This is a genomic window from Thermosynechococcus sp. FA-CM-4201, from assembly GCF_054689355.1.
Window position 1 is genome coordinate 586,254 of record NZ_CP079920.1, and the last position, 18,819, is coordinate 605,072.

The 18,819-nt window shown below is 54.3% G+C and carries 22 protein-coding genes; 9 read left to right on the forward strand and 13 right to left on the reverse strand.

Features of this window, described 5'->3' with window-relative positions; translation table 11 throughout:
- Positions 1-48 precede the first annotated feature (48 nt).
- The 3 genes from KV190_RS02860 to KV190_RS02870 are packed head-to-tail and all read left to right on the forward strand — an operon-like array spanning position 49 to position 2,503.
- Positions 49-234, forward strand: coding sequence for a hypothetical protein (locus tag KV190_RS02860; RefSeq protein ID WP_024125536.1), 186 nt, complete (start codon positions 49-51; stop codon positions 232-234).
- Positions 235-286: 52 nt separating this feature from the next.
- Entirely contained in the window at positions 287-2,005 is a 1,719-nt protein-coding gene (gene ureC / locus KV190_RS02865) for an urease subunit alpha (protein WP_460194512.1), read from the forward strand.
- 3 nt (positions 2,006-2,008) lie between these two features.
- Positions 2,009-2,503: a hypothetical protein gene (locus tag KV190_RS02870; protein ID WP_460194513.1), complete on the forward strand. Its 495-nt coding sequence runs from the start codon at positions 2,009-2,011 to the stop codon at positions 2,501-2,503.
- A 196-nt stretch (positions 2,504-2,699) separates the two neighbouring features.
- Here the strand turns inward: KV190_RS02870 and KV190_RS02875 are convergent, their stop codons facing one another.
- Complete coding sequence (locus tag KV190_RS02875) at positions 2,700-3,311, reverse strand: cation diffusion facilitator family transporter (RefSeq protein WP_460194514.1); 612 nt, start codon at positions 3,309-3,311, stop codon at positions 2,700-2,702.
- 95 nt (positions 3,312-3,406) lie between these two features.
- Between KV190_RS02875 and fumC the strand changes: the two genes are divergently transcribed.
- Positions 3,407-4,810, forward strand: coding sequence for a class II fumarate hydratase (gene fumC, locus KV190_RS02880; protein ID WP_460194515.1), 1,404 nt, complete (start codon positions 3,407-3,409; stop codon positions 4,808-4,810).
- Here the strand turns inward: fumC and KV190_RS02885 are convergent.
- The 4 genes from KV190_RS02885 to psbB all read right to left on the reverse strand — a co-directional run bounded on the left by KV190_RS02885 (position 4,762) and on the right by psbB (position 9,235).
- Positions 4,762-6,027, reverse strand: coding sequence for a dihydroorotase (locus KV190_RS02885; protein WP_460194516.1), 1,266 nt, complete (start codon positions 6,025-6,027; stop codon positions 4,762-4,764). The genes fumC and KV190_RS02885 overlap by 49 nt on opposite strands.
- 3 nt (positions 6,028-6,030) lie before the next feature.
- On the reverse strand, positions 6,031-7,437 hold the full coding sequence (locus tag KV190_RS02890) for a histidine phosphatase family protein (RefSeq protein ID WP_460194517.1): 1,407 nt from the start codon (positions 7,435-7,437) through the stop codon (positions 6,031-6,033).
- 147 nt (positions 7,438-7,584) lie between these two features.
- Positions 7,585-7,683, reverse strand: coding sequence for a photosystem II reaction center protein T (locus KV190_RS02895; RefSeq protein ID WP_011057371.1), 99 nt, complete (start codon positions 7,681-7,683; stop codon positions 7,585-7,587).
- Between the two features lie 19 nt (positions 7,684-7,702).
- Entirely contained in the window at positions 7,703-9,235 is a 1,533-nt protein-coding gene (gene psbB, locus KV190_RS02900) for a photosystem II chlorophyll-binding protein CP47 (protein ID WP_250683151.1), read from the reverse strand.
- Between the two features lie 189 nt (positions 9,236-9,424).
- On the opposite strand from psbB, the gene KV190_RS02905 reads away from it, so the two are divergent.
- Complete coding sequence (locus KV190_RS02905; protein ID WP_460194518.1) at positions 9,425-9,751, forward strand: 2Fe-2S iron-sulfur cluster-binding protein; 327 nt, start codon at positions 9,425-9,427, stop codon at positions 9,749-9,751.
- Positions 9,752-9,755: 4 nt separating this feature from the next.
- Here KV190_RS02905 and KV190_RS02910 read toward each other — a convergent pair whose 3' ends face one another.
- From KV190_RS02910 to KV190_RS02920, 3 genes are read right to left on the reverse strand one after another with little or no spacing between them, the layout of a single operon-like run.
- On the reverse strand, positions 9,756-10,883 hold the full coding sequence (locus tag KV190_RS02910; RefSeq protein ID WP_460194519.1) for a DUF4350 domain-containing protein: 1,128 nt from the start codon (positions 10,881-10,883) through the stop codon (positions 9,756-9,758).
- A complete protein-coding gene (locus KV190_RS02915) occupies positions 10,880-11,503 on the reverse strand; it encodes a DUF4129 domain-containing protein (protein WP_460194520.1) in 624 nt (207 codons plus the stop codon). Before KV190_RS02915 ends, KV190_RS02910 begins: the two co-directional genes overlap by 4 nt.
- A 15-nt stretch (positions 11,504-11,518) precedes the next feature.
- Positions 11,519-12,373 carry a universal stress protein gene (locus tag KV190_RS02920; protein WP_310743107.1) on the reverse strand — a complete coding sequence of 285 codons (855 nt, stop codon included), beginning with the start codon at positions 12,371-12,373 and terminating at the stop codon, positions 11,519-11,521.
- A 278-nt stretch (positions 12,374-12,651) separates the two neighbouring features.
- On the opposite strand from KV190_RS02920, the gene KV190_RS02925 reads away from it, so the two are divergent.
- Genes KV190_RS02925 through KV190_RS02935 form a run of 3 tightly spaced genes read left to right on the forward strand, consistent with a single transcriptional unit; the run spans position 12,652 to position 13,959 of the window.
- Positions 12,652-13,173, forward strand: a complete 522-nt coding sequence (locus KV190_RS02925; RefSeq protein ID WP_149819824.1) for a photosystem I assembly protein Ycf3 — start codon at positions 12,652-12,654, stop codon at positions 13,171-13,173.
- A 10-nt stretch (positions 13,174-13,183) separates the two neighbouring features.
- Positions 13,184-13,477, forward strand: a complete 294-nt coding sequence (gatC, locus tag KV190_RS02930; RefSeq protein WP_297049642.1) for an Asp-tRNA(Asn)/Glu-tRNA(Gln) amidotransferase subunit GatC — start codon at positions 13,184-13,186, stop codon at positions 13,475-13,477.
- An 11-nt stretch (positions 13,478-13,488) separates the two neighbouring features.
- A complete protein-coding gene (locus KV190_RS02935) occupies positions 13,489-13,959 on the forward strand; it encodes a hypothetical protein (protein ID WP_460194521.1) in 471 nt (156 codons plus the stop codon).
- Positions 13,960-13,967: 8 nt separating this feature from the next.
- Here KV190_RS02935 and KV190_RS02940 read toward each other — a convergent pair whose 3' ends face one another.
- From KV190_RS02940 to KV190_RS02950, 3 genes are all read right to left on the reverse strand, one after another.
- Positions 13,968-14,249, reverse strand: a complete 282-nt coding sequence (locus tag KV190_RS02940) for an ARPP-1 family domain-containing protein (RefSeq protein WP_460195204.1) — start codon at positions 14,247-14,249, stop codon at positions 13,968-13,970.
- 38 nt (positions 14,250-14,287) lie between these two features.
- On the reverse strand, positions 14,288-15,478 hold the full coding sequence (locus KV190_RS02945; RefSeq protein ID WP_460194522.1) for an RNA-guided endonuclease InsQ/TnpB family protein: 1,191 nt from the start codon (positions 15,476-15,478) through the stop codon (positions 14,288-14,290).
- A gap of 111 nt (positions 15,479-15,589) precedes the next feature.
- Positions 15,590-15,757, reverse strand: coding sequence for a hypothetical protein (locus KV190_RS02950; protein ID WP_460194523.1), 168 nt, complete (start codon positions 15,755-15,757; stop codon positions 15,590-15,592).
- Positions 15,758-15,926: 169 nt separating this feature from the next.
- On the opposite strand from KV190_RS02950, the gene KV190_RS02955 reads away from it, so the two are divergent.
- Positions 15,927-16,526, forward strand: a complete 600-nt coding sequence (locus KV190_RS02955) for a manganese efflux pump MntP (protein WP_460194524.1) — start codon at positions 15,927-15,929, stop codon at positions 16,524-16,526.
- Here the strand turns inward: KV190_RS02955 and folP are convergent.
- The gene (gene folP / locus KV190_RS02960) at positions 16,523-17,365 is read right to left on the reverse strand and encodes a dihydropteroate synthase (RefSeq protein WP_460194525.1); all 843 of its coding nucleotides are present in this window, start codon (positions 17,363-17,365) and stop codon (positions 16,523-16,525) included. The two genes, KV190_RS02955 and folP, sit on opposite strands and share 4 nt — an antisense overlap.
- Entirely contained in the window at positions 17,362-18,795 is a 1,434-nt protein-coding gene (locus KV190_RS02965; RefSeq protein WP_460194526.1) for an MFS transporter, read from the reverse strand. The genes folP and KV190_RS02965 overlap by 4 nt, the downstream gene beginning before the upstream one ends.
- Between the last annotated feature and the right edge of the window lie 24 nt (positions 18,796-18,819).

Here is an 18,819-nt window from a genome sequence, read left to right on the forward strand (position 1 = left end):
ACTGTAGCCTTATCCTGAAAGTAGTGAGTTTGTCGAACGTCTGCTGCCATGCTGACTGTGATTAGCTACCTCGAACAGCCCATGACCTTTGATAGTTTCTTTGGGCCTGTGACCCTTCAGCCCGGTCGCAATGAAAATGTCGATGAACGCCGCTGGCGCAACTGCAAAACCCACAATGCTGACCTGCAAGCCTTGATTAAAAAGGGACTCGTTGTTGTCGAAGAATTGGGCTAAATTTAGACTGAGAATGCCAAGCTGCTCTCCCACCTGACCTCTTTAGACCCCCATGAGCTACCGCATTGATCGCCAAACCTATGCCGAAACCTATGGCCCCACAGTGGGCGATCGCCTGCGATTGGCGGATACTGACCTGATTATTGAAATTGAGCGCGACTACACCCACTACGGTGATGAGGTCAAGTTTGGCGGCGGCAAAGTGATCCGCGACGGCATGGGACAGTCCCCGATTGCCAATGCAGAAGGTGCCGTGGATGTGGTGATCACCAATGCCGTGATCCTCGACTGGTGGGGCGTGGTCAAGGCCGATGTCGGCATCAAAGAGGGCAAAATCTACAAAATTGGTAAAGCGGGAAACCCCTACACCCAAGAAGGCGTAGATATTATCATTGGCCCCGGCACGGAGGCGATCGCGGGCGAAGGGATGATCCTCACCGCCGGCGGGATTGATGCCCACATTCACTTTATCTGTCCACAGCAGATTGCCACTGCCATTGCCTCGGGCATTACGACAATGATTGGCGGCGGAACGGGGCCTGCCACGGGTACCAATGCCACCACCTGTACGCCGGGACCTTGGAACATCTACCGCATGCTTCAGGCTGCCGATGCCTTTCCAATGAATTTAGGCTTTTTGGGCAAGGGCAATAGCAGCCAACCCCAAGGACTGATTGAGCAAGTGCAAGCGGGTGTGGTTGGTCTCAAACTCCACGAAGACTGGGGCACCACCCCTGCTGCCATTGACACCTGTTTGAGTGTTGCCGAAGACTACGATATTCAGGTGGCCATCCACACCGATACCCTGAATGAATCGGGATTTGTCGAAGATACCATTGCCGCTTTCAAAAACCGCACCATTCACGCCTACCACACCGAGGGCGCCGGCGGCGGACACGCCCCAGACATCATCAAGGTCTGCGGTCAAGCCAATGTGTTGCCCTCTTCCACCAATCCCACTCGCCCCTACACCGTCAATACCCTCGATGAGCACTTGGATATGTTGATGGTGTGCCACCACCTCGACCCCAGTATTCCAGAGGATGTGGCCTTTGCCGAGTCGCGGATTCGCAGAGAAACCATTGCCGCTGAAGATATTCTCCACGACCTCGGGGCGTTTAGTATTATCTCCTCGGACTCCCAAGCCATGGGACGGGTGGGGGAGAGCATTATTCGCACGTGGCAAACCGCCCACAAAATGAAAGTGCAGCGAGGACATCTCAGCGATCCCCAGCAGCCGGGCGTGGATCACGACAACTTTCGCGCCCGCCGTTATGTGGCCAAGTACACGATTAATCCCGCCATCACCCACGGCATTGCTGAGTATGTGGGATCCGTGGAGGTGGGTAAAATCGCTGATCTCTGCCTCTGGAAGCCTGCCTTTTTTGGCGTCAAGCCGGAACTGGTGATCAAGGGGGGAATGATTGCCTACGCTCAAATGGGGGATGCCAATGCCAGTATTCCCACACCGCAACCCGTGCACATGCAACCCATGTTTGCCAACTATGGGGGCTGCCGAACGGCCACATCCGTAACCTTTATGTCCCAAGCGGGGATTGCCAACAACATCCCCGGGCAATTGGGGTTGCAAAAAACAGTGCTACCAGTGCGCCACATCCGCCAACTGCGCAAAGCAGATCTCAAGCTCAATGACTACTTACCCCAGATTGAGGTGGATCCCGAAACCTATGAGGTGCGGGCGGATGGCGAATTGCTCACCTGTGAACCGGCCACTGTCTTGCCCCTTGCCCAACGTTACTTTCTCTTTTAGACCATGACGGATGCGGTGGCTGCCCTCTTTCAGCAGGGGCAACAGGCCTTCGAGCGGGGAAATTACCAACAATCCATTGCTCTTTTAGGACAGGCGGCGGCGCTGGCGGAGGGAAATGCAGTGCGATCGGGGGAAATTAGCCTCTGGTTAGTCACGGCCTATAGTGCTGCTGGCGATCAAGGGGCAGCCGTGAGCCTCTGCCGTCAACTCCAACGCCACCCAGATCATCACACGCGGCAGGAAAGTCGTCGCTTGCTGGCGATTTTGGAGGCTCCCCAACTCAAACGCCGTCCGGAATGGTACAGCGAAATTCCCGACCTATCCCATGTGGGCGATCGCGCCTACACGTCCCCCTACAGCCGTTCCGCCAAAAAGCCATCGGCTGACACCCCCAAACCCCAAGAACCACCGCCCCCTGCTACGCCTTTACCGAATGCCTTCATCTGGCTTGCCCTCACAGGCTTGGGCGTGGTCACACTCTTGGCAGCTTGGTTATAGTGACCAAAGAAATCGGGATGGGGCATCGCCCGACGTTAAAACGGACAGGTCGGAGCCATCGCTCCGTTGAAGTGTCAAGAATCCCTCGACTTTAGGCGGGAGAGTATGTCAAGATTAATCTCTCGCCGGCGCTGATTGTGGCGATTATGGCGATCGCTGGTGCGCTCACAGGAGACTTCCCCAAAGGTAACCCTACTTATTCTACAAGGGTGTTCATCACCGCTTGTCTTGCATCCCGCACAATACGAATCCCTCCCCAGAGCACAAGGCTGGCGATGCCAAAGCCCACAATCAAATCGGGATAAGGGGACTGAAAGAGGGCGACCAGCCCGCCGGCAATAATCACGCTGACATTGGCAATCACGTCATTTTGGGTAAAAATCCAACTGGCGCGCATGTGCACTTCCCCTTGCCGATGTTTGGCAATCAAGTAAAGGCAGTAGCCATTGGCCACCATTCCAAGGAGAGCGATCGCCATCATCCAATCGGCCTCTGGCGCACTACCTGCTATAAAGCGACGGATCACATCCCCCAAAATTAAAACGGCAAGGGTCATCTGAAAAAGACCACTCAGACCTGCTGCACGGGTTTTGTGCCTTGCAGAACGCCCCACAGCATAGAGGGAGAGGCCATAGACCAGAGCATCGGCAAGCATATCAAGAGAATCAGCAATCAACGCTGTGGAATGAGCAAGAATGCCACTACCCAACTCCACAAGAAACATCACCAAATTCACAAGAAGTACGATGCGCAGGGTTTTACGCTCCGCCGCATTCTTCGCTTCAATGTGGCAACCACAATCGGACATTTGCTTTCCCCAAATACTTCTAGGATATTATTCGGAGCATCTCGGCTCGCAGAGCAACGCACTTTGATTTTTATCCTTGATTTGACTGAATCTAAATGACAACTGCAACTCGCGTAGAATACGATTCCTTGGGTGCCATTGAGGTGCCAGCGGACTGCTATTGGGGTGCCCAGACGGCGCGTTCCCTCAAGTATTTTCCCATTGGTGGCCTGCGGATGCCCCTAGAGGTGATCCATGCCATGGCACGGCTGAAAAAGGCGGCAGCGATCGCCAACCGCGATTTAGGGGTTTTAGCTGCGGATAAAGCAGCATGGATTATTCAAGCCGCCACTGAAGTGATTGAGGGACGCTGGGATAATCAGTTTCCCCTCTCCATCTGGCAGACGGGCAGCGGTACCCAAACCAATATGAATGTGAATGAGGTGATTGCCAACCGTGCCATTGAACTGGCGGGGGGCGTTAAGGGGAGCAAAACTCCGATCCACCCCAATGACCATGTGAACTGTAGCCAGTCTTCCAATGACACGTTTCCGACGGCGATGCATGTTGCCACAGTAATTGAGCTTCAGGAGCGACTGTTGCCGATGCTGCGGCACCTACTGGCGGTATTGCAGGAAAAAGTGACGGCCTTTGCTGACATTATTAAAATCGGGCGCACCCACTTGATGGATGCAGTGCCGCTAACCCTTGGCCAAGAATTCTCGGGTTATGCCAGTCAAATCGCTGCCTGTCAAGCCCATATTGAGTACGCATTACAGCATCTCTATCCCCTCGCCATTGGGGGTACAGCAGTGGGTACAGGCCTCAATGCCCCCCCCGGCTTTGGCGATCGCGTGGCAGCGGAATTGGCAGAGATGACGGGGTATCCCTTTTGCAAGGCAGAGAATCCCTTTGCCGCCTTGGCCGCCCATGATCCCTTGGTGATGCTCAGTGGTGCCCTAAAAACATTGGCCGCCGCGATGATGAAAATGGCCAATGATATTCGTTGGTTGGCCTCAGGCCCCCGTTGTGGTCTAGGAGAACTGATTTTACCTGCCAATGAGCCGGGGTCGTCGATTATGCCCGGTAAGGTCAACCCCACCCAATGTGAAGCCCTAACGATGGTGTGTGTGCAGGTGATGGGCAACGACGCCGCCGTGGGGATAGCGGGCAGTCAAGGGAATTTTGAACTGAATGTTTTTAAGCCCCTGATCATTCACAATGTGCTGCGCTCGATTGAACTTCTGAGTGATGCCGGGGAAGCCTTTACCCAGTTTTGCCTTGTGGGCATTGAACCCAATCGGGAGCAAATTCAGCGGCATTTGCAGCGATCGCTCATGTTGGTGACGGCCTTGAACCCCCACATTGGCTACGACAAGGCGGCAGCAGTCGCGAAAAAAGCCTACAGCGAAGGTAAAACCCTCAAGGAAGCGGCGGTGGAATTGGGGTACCTCACGGCTGAGGAGTTTGATCAGTGGGTGCGGCCAGAGTTGATGCTGGGCGAAAAGGGCACCAGTTGACCCCGCAGGGATTGCTGCCAAAAGGGCGTATTGCTGGCGCGCGATCGCAGGCTTTGGTAGGTCACTGTCCAAGTCACGGTTGGATCAAAGAGAACAAAGTTGCGACTGTTCAGTTCGAGGCGGGGTGGCTCAATACCCAAAATCCGCGCTGGTGCCGTACTGAGGGCGTGCCACAGATCAAGGGCACTCAGGTATTCCTTGGCAACGAGTTCCTGCCAGAGGGCGGGTAGGGCTAATTCAAGACCCATGGCGCCGGGGAGTGCCTCGGCAAAGGAAACCATTTTTTCTTCATAGAGCAAGGGGGTGTGGTCAATGGCGATCGCCTCAATGACCCCCGTTTTGAGTCCTTCAAGCAGCGTTTGGCGATCGCGAGCCGTTCCTAGGGGTGGCTCAAGGCGGAGATTCGGATCGTAACTCGCTAAGTCCTCAACGGCAAAGAGTAGATGTAACCACGACACACTGGCACTGATCCGTGCGGGCTTGTTCTTAGCGAGAATCTCGACACTGCGAGCCGTTGACAGGCGCATGAGGTGAATCGGCGTTGAGACCGTGCGTGCCAATTCCAAAATCGCCAATAGGGGAATGGTTTCACAGCAGACCAGTTGCTCCACCAATCCCAGACGAGTGGCTACCCCACTTTGCCGCGCCACCCCATTGGCCGCCAAGGTTGGATCAAAGGGCCAAAGGGCAACGGGTTTCCCGAGGGGCTGGAGATAGGTCAGTGCCCGCTGTACCAAGGGCCAATGGGTCAATCCCCGGTCATCACAAAAACCAACCACACCACTGGCCGCCAGTTCAGCTAAATCCGTTAGCGCCGTTCCCTTGCATCCTTGGGTAAGTGCGCCCCAAACCCGTACCTGTGACCAAGCGCTGGGCGGTATCTGGCGTTGTAAGGCTTGCCAAAGGGCAGGATCATCCATCACGGGTTCGGTGGTGGGCAATAGGGTTAAATGCTGCACCCCCCCGGCAGCAGCGGCGGCCAAAAGGCTGTCTAGGGTTTCTCGCGCTTCGTAGCCCGGTTGACCACTGTGGCTGTAGAGATCCACTAAGGGCGGTGCCAAAACCCAATCACTGGCTGGGATGATTTCCGCGTCAGCGGGCACCTCTGCCGGAGCGATCGCCACCAATTGATCCTCTGCGAGCAGCACATCCGCGCGTTGATCTTGGCGGTTGACCGGATCCAGCAGCCGCACCTGTTGCAACAGTCGCCACACCATGGCCTACAAGGCTCCCGCCGCCGTCCGATCCAGCACGCCCCCCAAATGGGTGGTGATATTCACTGCCTGCAATCGCGGCAGACCGCCCTTGAGGGGATAGTCAATCACCGTGACGCTGCCATTCCCCTGCTTAAAAAGCCAAAAGTTTTCAATGCCTAGGCCAACGATGTGGCAGAGCAAGACCTTATTAGTGGCATCGTGAGCCACAACCAAGACATTGTGGGGAGTGGGAGCATTGGTTTTCCAGCGTTTTAGCCACTCTTCCCAGGCCTTAACGACGCGATCGCGCACCTGTTCGAGGTTTTCCCCATTGGGCATTTGCACAAGGGCAGGGGTTGTCCGCCAGCGTTCCAGTTCCCCCGGATAGGCCGCCTCCACCTCCGGTTCAAACTTGCCCTCCCAATCCCCGTGGCTAATCTCGGCAAGGGCGGGTTCTAGCTCTAGCGCTACATCAGGGTGGTACTGCAAAATTGCCAAGGCCGTATCCTTGGGACGCAGTAGGGGACTACTCAAGGCATGGTGAAAGGGCACCTCCTTGAGGAACTCAGCCACCGCCGCCGCTTGGGCACGGCCATTTTCATTGAGGGGCACATCAATTTGCCCTTGGAAGCGTCCCTCGCGGTTCCAGTCCGTTTCACCGTGGCGGACAAGAAAGATGCGCAGCGTTTGCTCCTTGAAGCGGGGCTGGGGAAAGGGATCATGGAGATGGCTCGTGAGATTAAGAGCTTCCAGTTGCGCTGGTTGCCGCAAGCCGTTGCTGAAATTTAAGACACTAATGCCGCCATTGGCCTGCTGGAGCCGCAAATAGCCCTTGACCCCCAAGCCGAGACCCGTGCAAATCAGGGCACGATTCATACCGCTGTGGCCGACAATCACAATCGTTTCATTTTCGTGAGCCGTCAGCAGCGCTTCTAAGACAATGCCCGCGCGATCGTAGAGATCCAATAGCGGGAAAAACTCCTTGGTTTGGCCACTCTCCGTGGTGATTTTCATCATCAAGGTTTCTGGGGCTTCCTGCCAGCGGCGATAGTCCTCTGGGAACCGTGCCTTCACTTCGGCAAAGGGCAGATCTTCCCAAGCGGGCAGCGCAATCTCTTTGAGTAAATCAAGGGAATGGGGTGGCTTGAGTTGCGGGTCTTGGAGCTGAGCATGGATGCCCTCTGCGGTTTCCTTTGCCCGTTTCAGGGGACTGGTGTAAATCTTGCGGATGGGAATGCCCCGTAGAGCGAGACCCACTTGGGCTGCCATCCAACGACCACGTTCCGTGAGCGAAGAAGCATCACTGTGACCTTGCACCCGCTCTTGGACATTAAACGTGCTTTCACCGTGGCGGACAATAATGACTCGGGTACTCAGAGGTTTCTCCTTAGCGATTAACAGACAACAAGTTTGGCCGTCCCACCGTGCCATAAAGACTGTACCAGAAACCGTGGCTTCGGGAGCGAAAGATTCAGGAATCGGCGGGCATCATCCCCCTGAACATCAGATAAAAATCAAAAAACCGACCGCAGGGGCGATCGGCAAGTATTAAAGACCTATTCGCTGAGGGGTCAGAGGCTACTTCTTAGTGATCCGAGGAGGCTCACGGAAGAAGATGGCAAAGAAGAACAGCGCGATAATGCAGGCAAAGATGAAAACGTAGGTGATGGTTTCCATAGTAGTCCCCTAGGAATGACTAGACAGCTTCTTTGCGACGAGTGGTGACATCGCCCACTTTTTGGTAGAAGCCCCATTCCACTTGCTCCGGCGACAGTTCGGGATCAATCCCAGAGAAGACATCGCGGAACAGCGTGCGGGCACCATGCCAAATATGACCAAAGAAGAAGAGCAAGGCAAACACCGCATGGCCGAAGGTAAACCAGCCACGGGGACTGGTGCGGAAAATCCCGTCAGAGTTGAGGGTTTCCTTATCGAATTCAAAGATCTCACCGAAGATAGCTTTACGGGCATAGCTCTTGACGGTGGGTGGATCGGTGAAGGTTTGGCCGTTCAATTCACCACCGTAGAAGCTGACGGTAACACCTTGTTGCTCAAAGCTATACTTCGACTCGGCACGACGGAAGGGAATGTCGGCTTTGACAACGCCATTCTTATCGGTAAGGATGACAGGGAAGCTTTCAAAGAAGTTGGGCATGCGACGGACAAAGAGTTCTTCACCCTCTTTGTTGCGGAAGACAGCATGGCCTTTCCAAGCTTGGGCAATCCCATCCCCTTTGTTCATCGGGCCAGTACGGAAGAGACCACCTTTGGCGGGGTTGTTGCCAATGTAATCGTAGAAGGCCAGTTTCTCTGGAATAGCCGACCAAGCCTCTTCAAGGGTGGCGCCACTGGCAAGGGAGGCCTGCACGCGGCGGTTAATTTCCTGTTGGAAGTAGCCACTGTCCCACTGATAGCGAGTCGGCCCAAAGAGTTCAATGGGCGTGGTGGCACTGCCATACCACATCGTGCCGGCAACGACAAAGGCAGCAAAGAAGACGGCGGCAATACTGCTGGAGAGTACTGTTTCGATATTCCCCATGCGCAGAGCTTTGTAAAGCCGTTGGGGTGGACGCACCAGCAGGTGGAATAAACCCGCAATAATACCGACAATGCCTGCGGCGATATGGTGAGCAACCACACCACCGGGGTTGTAGGGGTTAAAGCCATCGGGTCCCCATTCGGGTGCAACAGGCTGAACACTGCCCGTCAAGCCATAGGGGTCAGAGACCCACATCCCAGGACCAAAGAGACCTGTCAGGTGAAAAGCACCAAAGCTAAAGCAGAGTAAACCAGCAAGGAACAGGTGAATGCCAAACATTTTCGGCAAGTCGAGGGCAGGCTCACCCGTGCGAGGATCGCGGAAGAGTTCGAGATCCCAATAGACCCAGTGCCAGCAGGCCGCCAAGAACAACAGACCTGACAGAACGATGTGAGCAAGGGCAACCCCCTCAAAGCTCCAGAAACCGGGGTCAATCCCTGTTTCGCCAGTAATACTCCAACCGCTCCAAGACCCCGTGACCCCCAACCGTGCCATGAAGGGCAACACAAACATTCCCTGCCGCCACATTGGGTTGAGAACGGGATCACTGGGATCAAAAATAGCTAGCTCATAAAGAGCCATCGACCCTGCCCAACCGGCGACCAATGCCGTGTGCATCAGGTGGGCCGCAATCAACCGCCCTGGATCGTTGATCAGGACAGTGTGGACTCGGTACCAGGGTAGTCCCATTGACTACGCTCCTCCTATACAAAAATTTAGCGTTTGCATGAACAAATTTTATTAAGCAGCCGGATCACGGTAACAACCGCTTCCCTACTAAGAGTTTAACGGCCAATTTACCCGTAACTTCAGCTACGGTTGGGCAGTTTTTCTGCCAAAATGAGAATGTATTAAGAATGGTAACTAGCGTAGGTTCCTATGGCAAGCAAAGCTGAATTTGTGGCCACAAATATTAAGTTTGTTAACGAAAACAAAGAAATTATTGCTGCCGACGGCGCGAATCTGCGCTTAAAAGCAATGGAAGCGGGGGTTGACCTCTACACCCTCAAGGGCAAGCTCTTGAATTGTGGGGGCTATGGCCAGTGTGGCACCTGTATTGTTGAGATCGTCGAGGGTATGGAAAATCTCTCCCCCCGCACAGCAGTGGAAGAACGCAAGCTCCGCCGTAAGCCAGAGAATTATCGCTTGGCTTGCCAAACCCTTGTCAATGGACCCGTGTGTGTGAGGACAAAGCCGAAGGGCTAGATCATCAGACAGCCTTTTTCAGAGCCTGTAGGGCACGAGCGGCCTGCTCTAGCCATTGGAGTAACTGAGCATCATCAATGCTGTGGTGCATACTGAGGAGGTCTTGCAGGGAGTCGGGCGATCGCCCTGTTGCGGTCTGCCATGCTTGAATGAGTTCTGAATCCCTAGGCAGATGGTGGGGATTGGCGGCAAGGCCGAGTTGGTTGGCTAAGTCATAGCGAAAGCGATCTTGAAGCTGTTCTAGGACAAACTGCCGCTGCTGTGCCCGCTCAAGAACGCCTGCGAGGGCTTCAATGTAGGCGGCACTATTACTGGCGACAGGTTCTTTTTCCAATAGGGGCGGGCCAAAACGTTGACTTTGCTGCCATAGCAAGAAGAGGAGCAAGAGGGCGAATTGCACCCCCACGGCTAACCAAGGGGTACGACTGAAGTAGTCGAAGAGGGTTTCAGGCACCGTCTCAATGACCACATCCTCTGGCGTGTGTTGGCGGTAGCCGTGGAGCCATTCATCAAAGTATATTGTTGCTCCCGGTTCGGCCACCTCCTGCAAGAGCTGAGCCACAACCGCAAAGTTAGCAAGACCGGTTTCGCCACCATAGGCATTGGCCACCAACCAAGGATAGACCCCAAGGACGCGCTGCTCATGGTTATGGGGACTATTAGAGCGTTTGAGATAGACAATCAAACCGTGATCATCCTTGAGGAGGGGGCGATCGCCCTGCTGGAAAGGAACGCGGCGGCGCGTTTCAACTAACACATTGCCTTGGGACATTGAGAGCCGTGTCGCAAAGGGAGCTGCGGTGGGTTCACCATGCCAGTAGAAGCGCACCAGCGTATTGCCCTGACCTAGCCACTCCACAAGGGACGGTGGCCAACCAATGGGACGACCACTCATTTGCAGGAGAACGTGCCCTTTGCCCCTGAGGTTGTTATAGTTCCGCTGCCAACGCTCCACCCGCAACCCCTGCTGCTCTAGGTAGGTATAGAATTGCTGCGTGCCCCAAGGAGAGGCATCAAAGGAGGAGCCAGCGCGGCTACTGGGAGCCACCGCTAGAATCAGGAGGCCGACCACCAATAGCACAAGGACAGCGAAGCCAAGGAAAACCCACTGGCGACGGTTGATCGCGATCATTGCTGAGTCTCCCGCAGGAAGGGTTCCACCTCAAAATAGGCGGCTTGACAGGTGGCTAGGGTTTGGGCATCCACCGCCTCGGCCCCATAGTAACTGCGACTGTGAACTTGAAAGAGGTGCTGAATACTCCGCCGCACGGCTGGCGATCGCTCCCCCAGTTGAAAGAGCCGCTCCAATTCCCGCAGGTAATCGCTATTGGTCCAGTGGGTCTCAAGCCGCAGCCAGCCCGCCTCCTGCAACCGATAGAGCAAAGCCATGTAAAGGGCACGGCAGGCTCCCCGGTAGTCCCCCGCCAATTGTAGGTTTTGGGCGAGTTCCAACCATTCCCCTACAGGTCTGGGGCGCTCCTCAAGGGTAGAAACGAGTGTTGCTGAGGAGGATCGCGATCGCCGCTGCCACCATCGCCACAGGCTGCGCCCTAGGGAATACAGGGCGAGTCCAAGGCCAACGAGCAAGACCCCTTGAAAGAACCAGCGTAGCCATGCCGCTAAGGAGGGGGAGTCCTCCCAAAATGGCTCCGTTTGCTGCTGAAAGAGTTGGAGAAAGGTGTACTCAAGGGCTTCGCTCAATTGTCGCCACTGGCGATCGCCCTGCCAGCGCAGATCATCGAAAAAGGTCACCGCCGCCAGACGAGACTACGCTTCCGATTGTCGCACAAAGAGCACGGGGCACTCGGCATAGACCCGCACATAGTCAGAAAGGGAAGTGCCCAAAAGGCGATCCAAGTCGGGTAAACTGCGGGCGATCGACGGACGCCGATCCGGGGAACCCAGAACGAGGAGATCGGCATTGGTATCAGCAGCAATGCGGCAGATTTCTTCACCGGGCTTGCCGGTGGTCAGGACACACTGGTATTCCACACCCCGCTGCTTAGCCACCGTTGCCGCTTCCGAGAGAATTGGATCTTTTTCAGCAGCCGTGCTAGGGGTATCAGCATGACCCTTGAGGTCGGGATTGACGTGGGCAAGAATCAGTTTACCGCCTTTGACCCCCTCTATCAGGCGCACTGCTAAGTCCAAGGAGGCTTTGGCTGCGGCAGAATTATTGAGCGCTACCATGATGCGGTTGATTTTCTTCACAAAGAGGTCATCGCGCACCAGCAACATCGGTCGGGAAGACAGTTGAAACACATACTGGCTAACGGAGTTTTCGAGAATGGATTGCAGGCGCTTGAGTCCCCGCGATCCCATGATGATCAAGTCGGCATTGATTTCATCGGCGACGTGCAACACGGTATCTTTGGGATCCCCCTCCCGCAGCATGGTATTGACGCTAATCACTGGATCAAGGTGCAGTCGGGCAACGGCTTCCGCTAGGAGTTTGGCACCCGCTTGACGTTGTTCGGCCATCTCCTCGGCAGTAATTTTCGGTGGAATCACGTGCAAAACAGTGACGGCAGCCCGTTGAATCGCTGGCAACTCCATCAGCGACTTGAGCATTTGTTCGGATTGTCCCGTTCCTGAGTCTGCCAATAGAATATTTTCAATCATAAATCTTAAACTCCCAACATCTGGTGAGCATCACGGCACGGATGGCCACTACAGCCCTTTGCCAAGGATGGCAGATGCTGAAAACAGTCAAAACTGCTGGAGGATAGGATGCTCTCCTCATTCGTACACGCCATATCTTAGAAAAGGGCTGTATGACGATCTTAGGTCTGGGTTAGGGGCTTCTTGGTGGAACGCTACAAATCTTAGGCATTGGCTAGGGGTGCGATCGCTGGGGGTGCTTTTGATACACTAGGCAAGAGATCGTTCAAGGAAGCCCTATGCCGCGATCGCAACGGAACGACAATTTTATTGACAAAACCTTTACGGTCATGGCTGACCTCATTCTCAAGGTCTTGCCCACCAGTTCACAGTCAAAAACTGCCTTTGCCTATTATCGCGATGGCATGTCTGCCCAAGCGGACGGCGAATATGCTGAGGCGCTGGAGAACTACCAAGCAGCCCTAGAACTAGAGGAAGACCCCAACGATCGCAGCTACATTCTCTACAACATTGGCTTAATCCACGCCAGTAATGGTGATCATGAGAAGGCACTGGAGTATTATCACCAAGCCCTTGAACTCAATCCCCGCATGCCCCAAGCCCTGAATAATATTGCGGTGATCTACCACTACTTGGGGACACAGGCAGAGGAGCAACAGCGTTCAGAGGAGGCTGAACAACTCTTCGATCGCGCCGCAGACTACTGGAAACGGGCGATTCAACTGGCGCCCAATAACTATATCGAGGCGCAAAACTGGCTGAAGACCACGGGTCGCTCCAGTATGGATGTTTATTTCTAAGGGATCACGCATGGCAACAAAAGTTATTACCGCAGAGGATGTGCGCAAGGTCGCTCACCTAGCTCGCCTCGCCGTTGATGAAAGCGAGATTGAAGCTCTAACCCAGCAACTAGATAGCATCCTTGACTATGTGAACCAATTGAGTGAACTGGATGTCACAGATATTCCGCCGACAACCCGTGCGATTGAAGTCAGTAATGTGACTCGTCCCGATGTGTTGGAACCTTGGCCGAATCGGGAGGACTTGCTGGCGATTGCCCCGGATCGCGAGGATGACTTTTTCCGTGTGCCCAAAATTATGTAAGGCATCAGGCTGTGCGGCGGCGTCAATCCCACCATTTGCAACTGGACTTATTTCCCTTCCTCTCGATCTTGGCCTGTACCATTGGCACGCTGATCCTGCTTGTGGTGGTGATTAGTGCCAGTAGCCTTGGGCGAGAACGCACCAATGTGCAAATTTTGGCACGGGAAAATGCCCAGAACGCAGAACGTACCCCCCGCTATTTGGAGTGTCGTCGCGAGGGGGTGATCATCCATCCCCAAAAGGTGCTGGTGCCCAAAGCAGACCTCACCAAGCCCACTTCCACACTGGCCATTTTGTTGGCCAACCTTCGTCGTCAGGGCGATCGCGAGTACATTATTATTGCTGTGCGGCCCGATGGCTTTGACTGCTTTGAGGAGGTGCGCTACCAAGCGGAACGGGCAGGGGTGGCGCTGGGCTATGAACCCTTCAATGCCGAGTGGGAGTTGTGTGTGCCTGCTCCAGGGCGCAGCAATTGCCCCTAAGACTATACCTAATCTACCCAAGCATACTGGCGGGGCTTAGATTGAGCAATCTCGGTGGGAAAAGCGCTCAAGTGCACCACCCGCCCCTTGGCCACAAGGGCACTACCAATGACTTCGGGGTGGGTGAGCCGCACATCTGTGCCTTCGGCAAGGGCATCAAAGGTTTCCACTGTTGCAGCCGCCACCGTGTTCAAAAAGGCCTTGGCATCGGCAGTCGTAACTTCTGAACCGTGAGAAAGAGAGGGTTTCAGGGCTTCAAGGCCATAGCTGCGGCTAAATTTGGGGAGCAGTTTGCCAAAGGTGGCAGGGAAGTGACTCTCCGCACGCCCTAAAGGGACGGCGGCTTCTCAATGCTGTTAAACACTGAGCTACATCGGGTATGAGCATAAAACCTCAACCCAATGGGGGGAGCCATAACCCCAACTACTGGGACTGACCTGAGACCCAGATACTTTCTGCGAAGATTTATCGCACCCACGCCGTCCCTGTGGAATTGAAATCCGCAAGCGCAGCGATACTCTCGCCCTGATGGTTTGTGGCGTTTTCCACAGGCAGGGCAAGTTTGACTCGTGTACGCTTCATTCTGCAGAACGGTTTTCATGCCCGCTCGATGACATTTGTACTCAAGCATCTGGCGGGTTTGTCCTGACGGCATTTGGTGGATTTTTTGATTCGCCTTTTTGCTGTACTTGGCTGACTTGCGAATATCGCGAATGTCCCCAATTACAACGGTTTGCACGTTTCTAGCTTTGAACGTGGAAACAAGTTTGCTGGTCTGTTTGTGCAGAATATCTTTGATCTGATGGCTTAGCTTTGAAAGTTGTCTGCGCTTTGATTTAATTAGCCGATTACGACGCTTTGAACCGGGCTTTTTGGTGTCAATTAGCGAAGACAGCTTGCCTTTGAGCTTGTTTTGATAACGACGCTTGGAACGTAACAATCGCCCATTGAGGATAAAAGTCTGTTCGCCATCATGGACAACTGCAAGGTGGATTTCGCCTAAATCTACGCCCACTACGGCGCCTTCCTCGATAGGTGCAACAGGTTCGTCTTGGTAAATCGCCCTCAGTTCATACTGCTCGCCGTCCCAGCCCATTTCAACCATCTTAGGGACATCCCATGCCCAATCAATGACTAATGGTTCGTTGTCCCGTCCGTTAGACAAGTACAGCTTGCCATTTTTTACTTTGATCGCCGATGATTTCCACTGCACCCTATAAAACCGCCTGCGTCTGCGCGGCGGACGTGCGTCTGGGTCTGATTGGCGTCTCTCGCGCCAAGACTTGAGGGAAGCGAAGAAGCTTTGGACAACTGCATCCGCAGAATGGGCGTGGAGCTGATTTTCAGGGTCGTTGGGCAACCAACGCATTAAAGAAGATGATTTAAGCCAGATGCCTTTCTTACGAACCGTTCGCCAAAAACTGACAACCGTCCGTGAATACAACTCGCCCGCTGCACGGGAAAGCGTTTGCATTTGTTCGCTGTTGCCAATCTTTAACTTGCGGACGGTATAGCTCATTGGGCGATAAGTAGCTTTTGTCTTGCCATTGTAGCTCAGTGCTTCTTCATCAGCGGCTCTATCGAAAAATTAAACTCCTTGAGTGGCTGAAGCCAGAAAGCGCCTAACTGCTTAGGTTAAAACCGTAGCAGCTTGCGGCGGGCTAAAGCCCATTGTTGTCAGCGTCCAATAGTCGGGTTCTGCCGCGATCGGCCGCAGCAGGGGAAACAGCGTCATGCCACCAAAGGTTTGGGGGGTGCCAATTTCAACGGTTTGTAGGAGTTCTTGGAGAAGATTCATGGGATCACCTCGCAAGGGTGTACATCTTGTTATCCATTGCTGTTGTTAGGGATATGCACCCACCCAGAAAATTTGCGATCGCCCCGCCAGACCATCCTAATTAACCGGTGCCTTTGTCCTTAGAAATCGCTTATGCTCAGGGTAAATTCTTGCGGGGTTCCTTAGAATAATGCTCCCAGTCGCGATCGCCTCCCTACTCTTTGGCTTTGCCACCAACATGGATAACTTTAGCGTGGCCGTTAGCTATGGTCTGCGCCGCTATCGCATGAGTTGGCTGGGGAATGTCCTGATTGCGGCTCTTTCTGGTAGCAGTACCTTTTTGGCCATGGGGTTGGGTGGATGGGTGCAGCAATATGTGCCGTTGATTTGGGCACAGCGGCTTGGCAGTGGCTTACTGATGGTCATGGGGGCATCAGCACTGGGGGGCGTGTTGCTCAACTTGCATCATCCCTCTAAAACCACAAAGCCGAACTTATTACCGATTCTTGACTATGCCTATGACTTCACGCTCTACCAGTCGCTGCTGTTGGGTTTAGCCTTGACCCTGACGAACTTTGCCACAGGAGTAGCTGCGGGTTTGGCACAGTTACCGATCGCTAGTGCTGTGATAGCGAGCACAGTGACCAGTTGGGTCTGTATTGGCAGTGGCTTTTGGTTGGGGCAGCAACTCCGCGAACAAACCCCCTTGCGCTTTGGCCCTTACTTAGAGGGCTTGGCGAGTCTTTTTCTCATAGCGGTGGGTGTCCTCAAGTGGTTTGAGTCCCCCTAGGGCGATCGCCAGAGCACATCGGCCATCCGACACACTTGCACCATTGCCGCCACATCGTGGACGCGCACCATCTCGACCCCTTGGGCAATGGCATGACAGCAAACTGCTGCGGTACCCCAAACCCGGTCTTTAGGATTGGGCAGGTTCAGCACATCACCAATAAAGCGTTTGCGCGATGGCCCTAGCAGGAGAGGATAGCCAAGGCTGTGAAATTGCCGCAGTTCTCGTAAAAGGGTGAGATTCTGTGGCGTGGTTTTGGCAAAGCCAATACCGGGATCAAGCATTAGATGTTCGGGGGGAATACCGCTGGCGATCGCCCGCTGCGTTTGTTCCTGAAAATAGCGCAGCAAATCGCCAATCAAATCCTCGTAGTCCGTTAATTGCTGCATAGTGGCTGGGGTTCCCCGCCGATGCATGAGGATATAGGGCACCCCCAATGCCGCTACCGTGGCAAACATTTCGGGATCCGCCTGCCCCCCTGAAACATCGTTAACAATATTGGCACCTGCGGCCACTGCTGCGCGGGCAACCACGGCATGGGTCGTATCAATGGAAATGGGAATCTGCGACTGCTGACGAATGCCCTCAATCACGGGCAACACTCGCGCTAACTCGGCACTAATCGGCACTTCACTGGCACCCGGACGGGTGGACTCACCCCCCACATCAATGACATCAACCCCTGCCGCCACCATCTCGAGAGCATGGGCAACGGCACTCGCGGGATTAAAAAAGTCACCACCATCGCTAAAACTGTCGGGGGTGATATTTAAGATCCCCATGATATAGGTGCGCTCTCCCCAAACAAAGGCGCGATCGCCCACGTACCAGCCCTTCATGCACCCGCCTCTCCTTGCCGTTTAGCGTGCAGCCTTAAGAGAATCTCTTGGTGTACCGCTTGCGTAATGGGATAGAGGTAGGCCAAAACAATGCCAATGATGAGGAACAAGGTTGGTAGCGGTCCAATGGCAATGCGGATTGCCAACAGTGCCGAGGGGGGCTGAACGGGTCGCGGTTCACCGGCAACGCTGGAGAGGTAGCCTGCCCACTGTAAGGCCTGACCCACGAGAAACAGCCCCAAGGCAAGGCCAATTTTTTGCAGTAGCACCATAAAGGCATAGAAGACTCCCTCCCGGCGCTGGCCACTATTGAGTTCGTCGAGATCAATCACATCGGGAATCATTGACCAAGGGACAAGGTAGGCCGTCGAAACCCCAAACCCCGCCAGAATCGCGCACACATACACCAGCGTTGTTTGTCCCGGCTGCAACAAAAACAAGCCAGCTTGGGCAATAATCCACAGTGCCATGCCCATGTAATACACTGCCTTCTTGCCAATGCGCCGACTCACGGCACTCCAAACAAAGAGCATGATCATCGCCGTTGATTGCACCGCTAGGGCCACTTGCGTATATTCAGCGGCGGACATTTGCAACCAATCGCCAATAAAAAAGGGAATCAGCGAGGCAGTAATTTGCACCGCGAGCCAAGAGCAGAGGTAAATCCCCATCACAAACAGGAAGGGACGATTGCTAAAGACCAAGCGTAGTTGCGTTTTCAGGGGTAAAGGGCTGTGGCCACTGCCGGGGGTATGCCGTTCAAACTCCCGTACCCGTTGCTGTGTGCCCCAGACACACCAATAGATGGGCAGCACAGATAATACAGTGGCAATGCCCCCCAGAACGATGTACTGAGTTTTGGGTTCCTTAATGACTTGGAAGAGAATTTGCGCCAACAGCAGTGAGCCAATACTGCCGCCAATGGAAAAGGCAAAGCGAAAACTATTGAGACTGGTGCGTTCGTTGTAGTCCTCCGTCAGTTCTGGTGTTAGGGCGCTGTAGGGCAGGTTGACTGCGGTGTAAAAGGTGTTGAAGAGCAGACCCATGAGAACGTAGTAACCAAAGAGCAACCCTTGATCCGTCGTCGGTACCCACCAGTTCAAGAAAAAGCAAATGCCAAAGGGAAGGGCTGCTGAGATCATCCAGATGTGGCGGCGTCCCCACTTGCCCACAGGGGTGCGATCGCTCAGGTAGCCAATGATCGGATCATTGACGGCATCCCAGATTTTGCCAATCATTAGCACACTGCCTGCCAAGCCCGCATTGAGTCCAGCCACATTGGTCAAGAACACCATCAGGAAAAACACCTGTAAATTGGCAGTAATCGCAGTTCCGAGATCACCGGCGCCAAAGGCAAGTTTTGTCCATAGGGAAAGGGGCGGACGGGCACTGGTGGCAGCGGCATTTGGGCTGGATGGGTCTATTGGCATGATGCGTTGTCCATTGCGATTGTT

What these genes read in the sequence shown, in the direction of transcription:
- KV190_RS02860 (WP_024125536.1), top strand. Translation starts at nt 49, where the DNA reads ATGCTGACTGTGATTAGCTACCTCGAACAGCCCATGACCTTTGATAGT.
- ureC (WP_460194512.1), top strand. Translation starts at nt 287, where the DNA reads ATGAGCTACCGCATTGATCGCCAAACCTATGCCGAAACCTATGGCCCC.
- KV190_RS02870 (WP_460194513.1), top strand. Translation starts at nt 2,009, where the DNA reads ATGACGGATGCGGTGGCTGCCCTCTTTCAGCAGGGGCAACAGGCCTTC.
- KV190_RS02875 (WP_460194514.1), bottom strand. Translation starts at nt 3,311, where the DNA reads ATGTCCGATTGTGGTTGCCACATTGAAGCGAAGAATGCGGCGGAGCGT.
- fumC (WP_460194515.1), top strand. Translation starts at nt 3,407, where the DNA reads ATGACAACTGCAACTCGCGTAGAATACGATTCCTTGGGTGCCATTGAG.
- KV190_RS02885 (WP_460194516.1), bottom strand. Translation starts at nt 6,027, where the DNA reads ATGGTGTGGCGACTGTTGCAACAGGTGCGGCTGCTGGATCCGGTCAAC.
- KV190_RS02890 (WP_460194517.1), bottom strand. Translation starts at nt 7,437, where the DNA reads ATGGCACGGTGGGACGGCCAAACTTGTTGTCTGTTAATCGCTAAGGAG.
- KV190_RS02895 (WP_011057371.1), bottom strand. Translation starts at nt 7,683, where the DNA reads ATGGAAACCATCACCTACGTTTTCATCTTTGCCTGCATTATCGCGCTG.
- psbB (WP_250683151.1), bottom strand. Translation starts at nt 9,235, where the DNA reads ATGGGACTACCCTGGTACCGAGTCCACACTGTCCTGATCAACGATCCA.
- KV190_RS02905 (WP_460194518.1), top strand. Translation starts at nt 9,425, where the DNA reads ATGGCAAGCAAAGCTGAATTTGTGGCCACAAATATTAAGTTTGTTAAC.
- KV190_RS02910 (WP_460194519.1), bottom strand. Translation starts at nt 10,883, where the DNA reads ATGATCGCGATCAACCGTCGCCAGTGGGTTTTCCTTGGCTTCGCTGTC.
- KV190_RS02920 (WP_310743107.1), bottom strand. Translation starts at nt 12,373, where the DNA reads ATGATTGAAAATATTCTATTGGCAGACTCAGGAACGGGACAATCCGAA.
- KV190_RS02925 (WP_149819824.1), top strand. Translation starts at nt 12,652, where the DNA reads ATGCCGCGATCGCAACGGAACGACAATTTTATTGACAAAACCTTTACG.
- gatC (WP_297049642.1), top strand. Translation starts at nt 13,184, where the DNA reads ATGGCAACAAAAGTTATTACCGCAGAGGATGTGCGCAAGGTCGCTCAC.
- KV190_RS02945 (WP_460194522.1), bottom strand. Translation starts at nt 15,478, where the DNA reads ATGAGCTATACCGTCCGCAAGTTAAAGATTGGCAACAGCGAACAAATG.
- KV190_RS02950 (WP_460194523.1), bottom strand. Translation starts at nt 15,757, where the DNA reads ATGAATCTTCTCCAAGAACTCCTACAAACCGTTGAAATTGGCACCCCC.
- KV190_RS02955 (WP_460194524.1), top strand. Translation starts at nt 15,927, where the DNA reads ATGCTCCCAGTCGCGATCGCCTCCCTACTCTTTGGCTTTGCCACCAAC.
- folP (WP_460194525.1), bottom strand. Translation starts at nt 17,365, where the DNA reads ATGAAGGGCTGGTACGTGGGCGATCGCGCCTTTGTTTGGGGAGAGCGC.
- KV190_RS02965 (WP_460194526.1), bottom strand. Translation starts at nt 18,795, where the DNA reads ATGCCAATAGACCCATCCAGCCCAAATGCCGCTGCCACCAGTGCCCGT.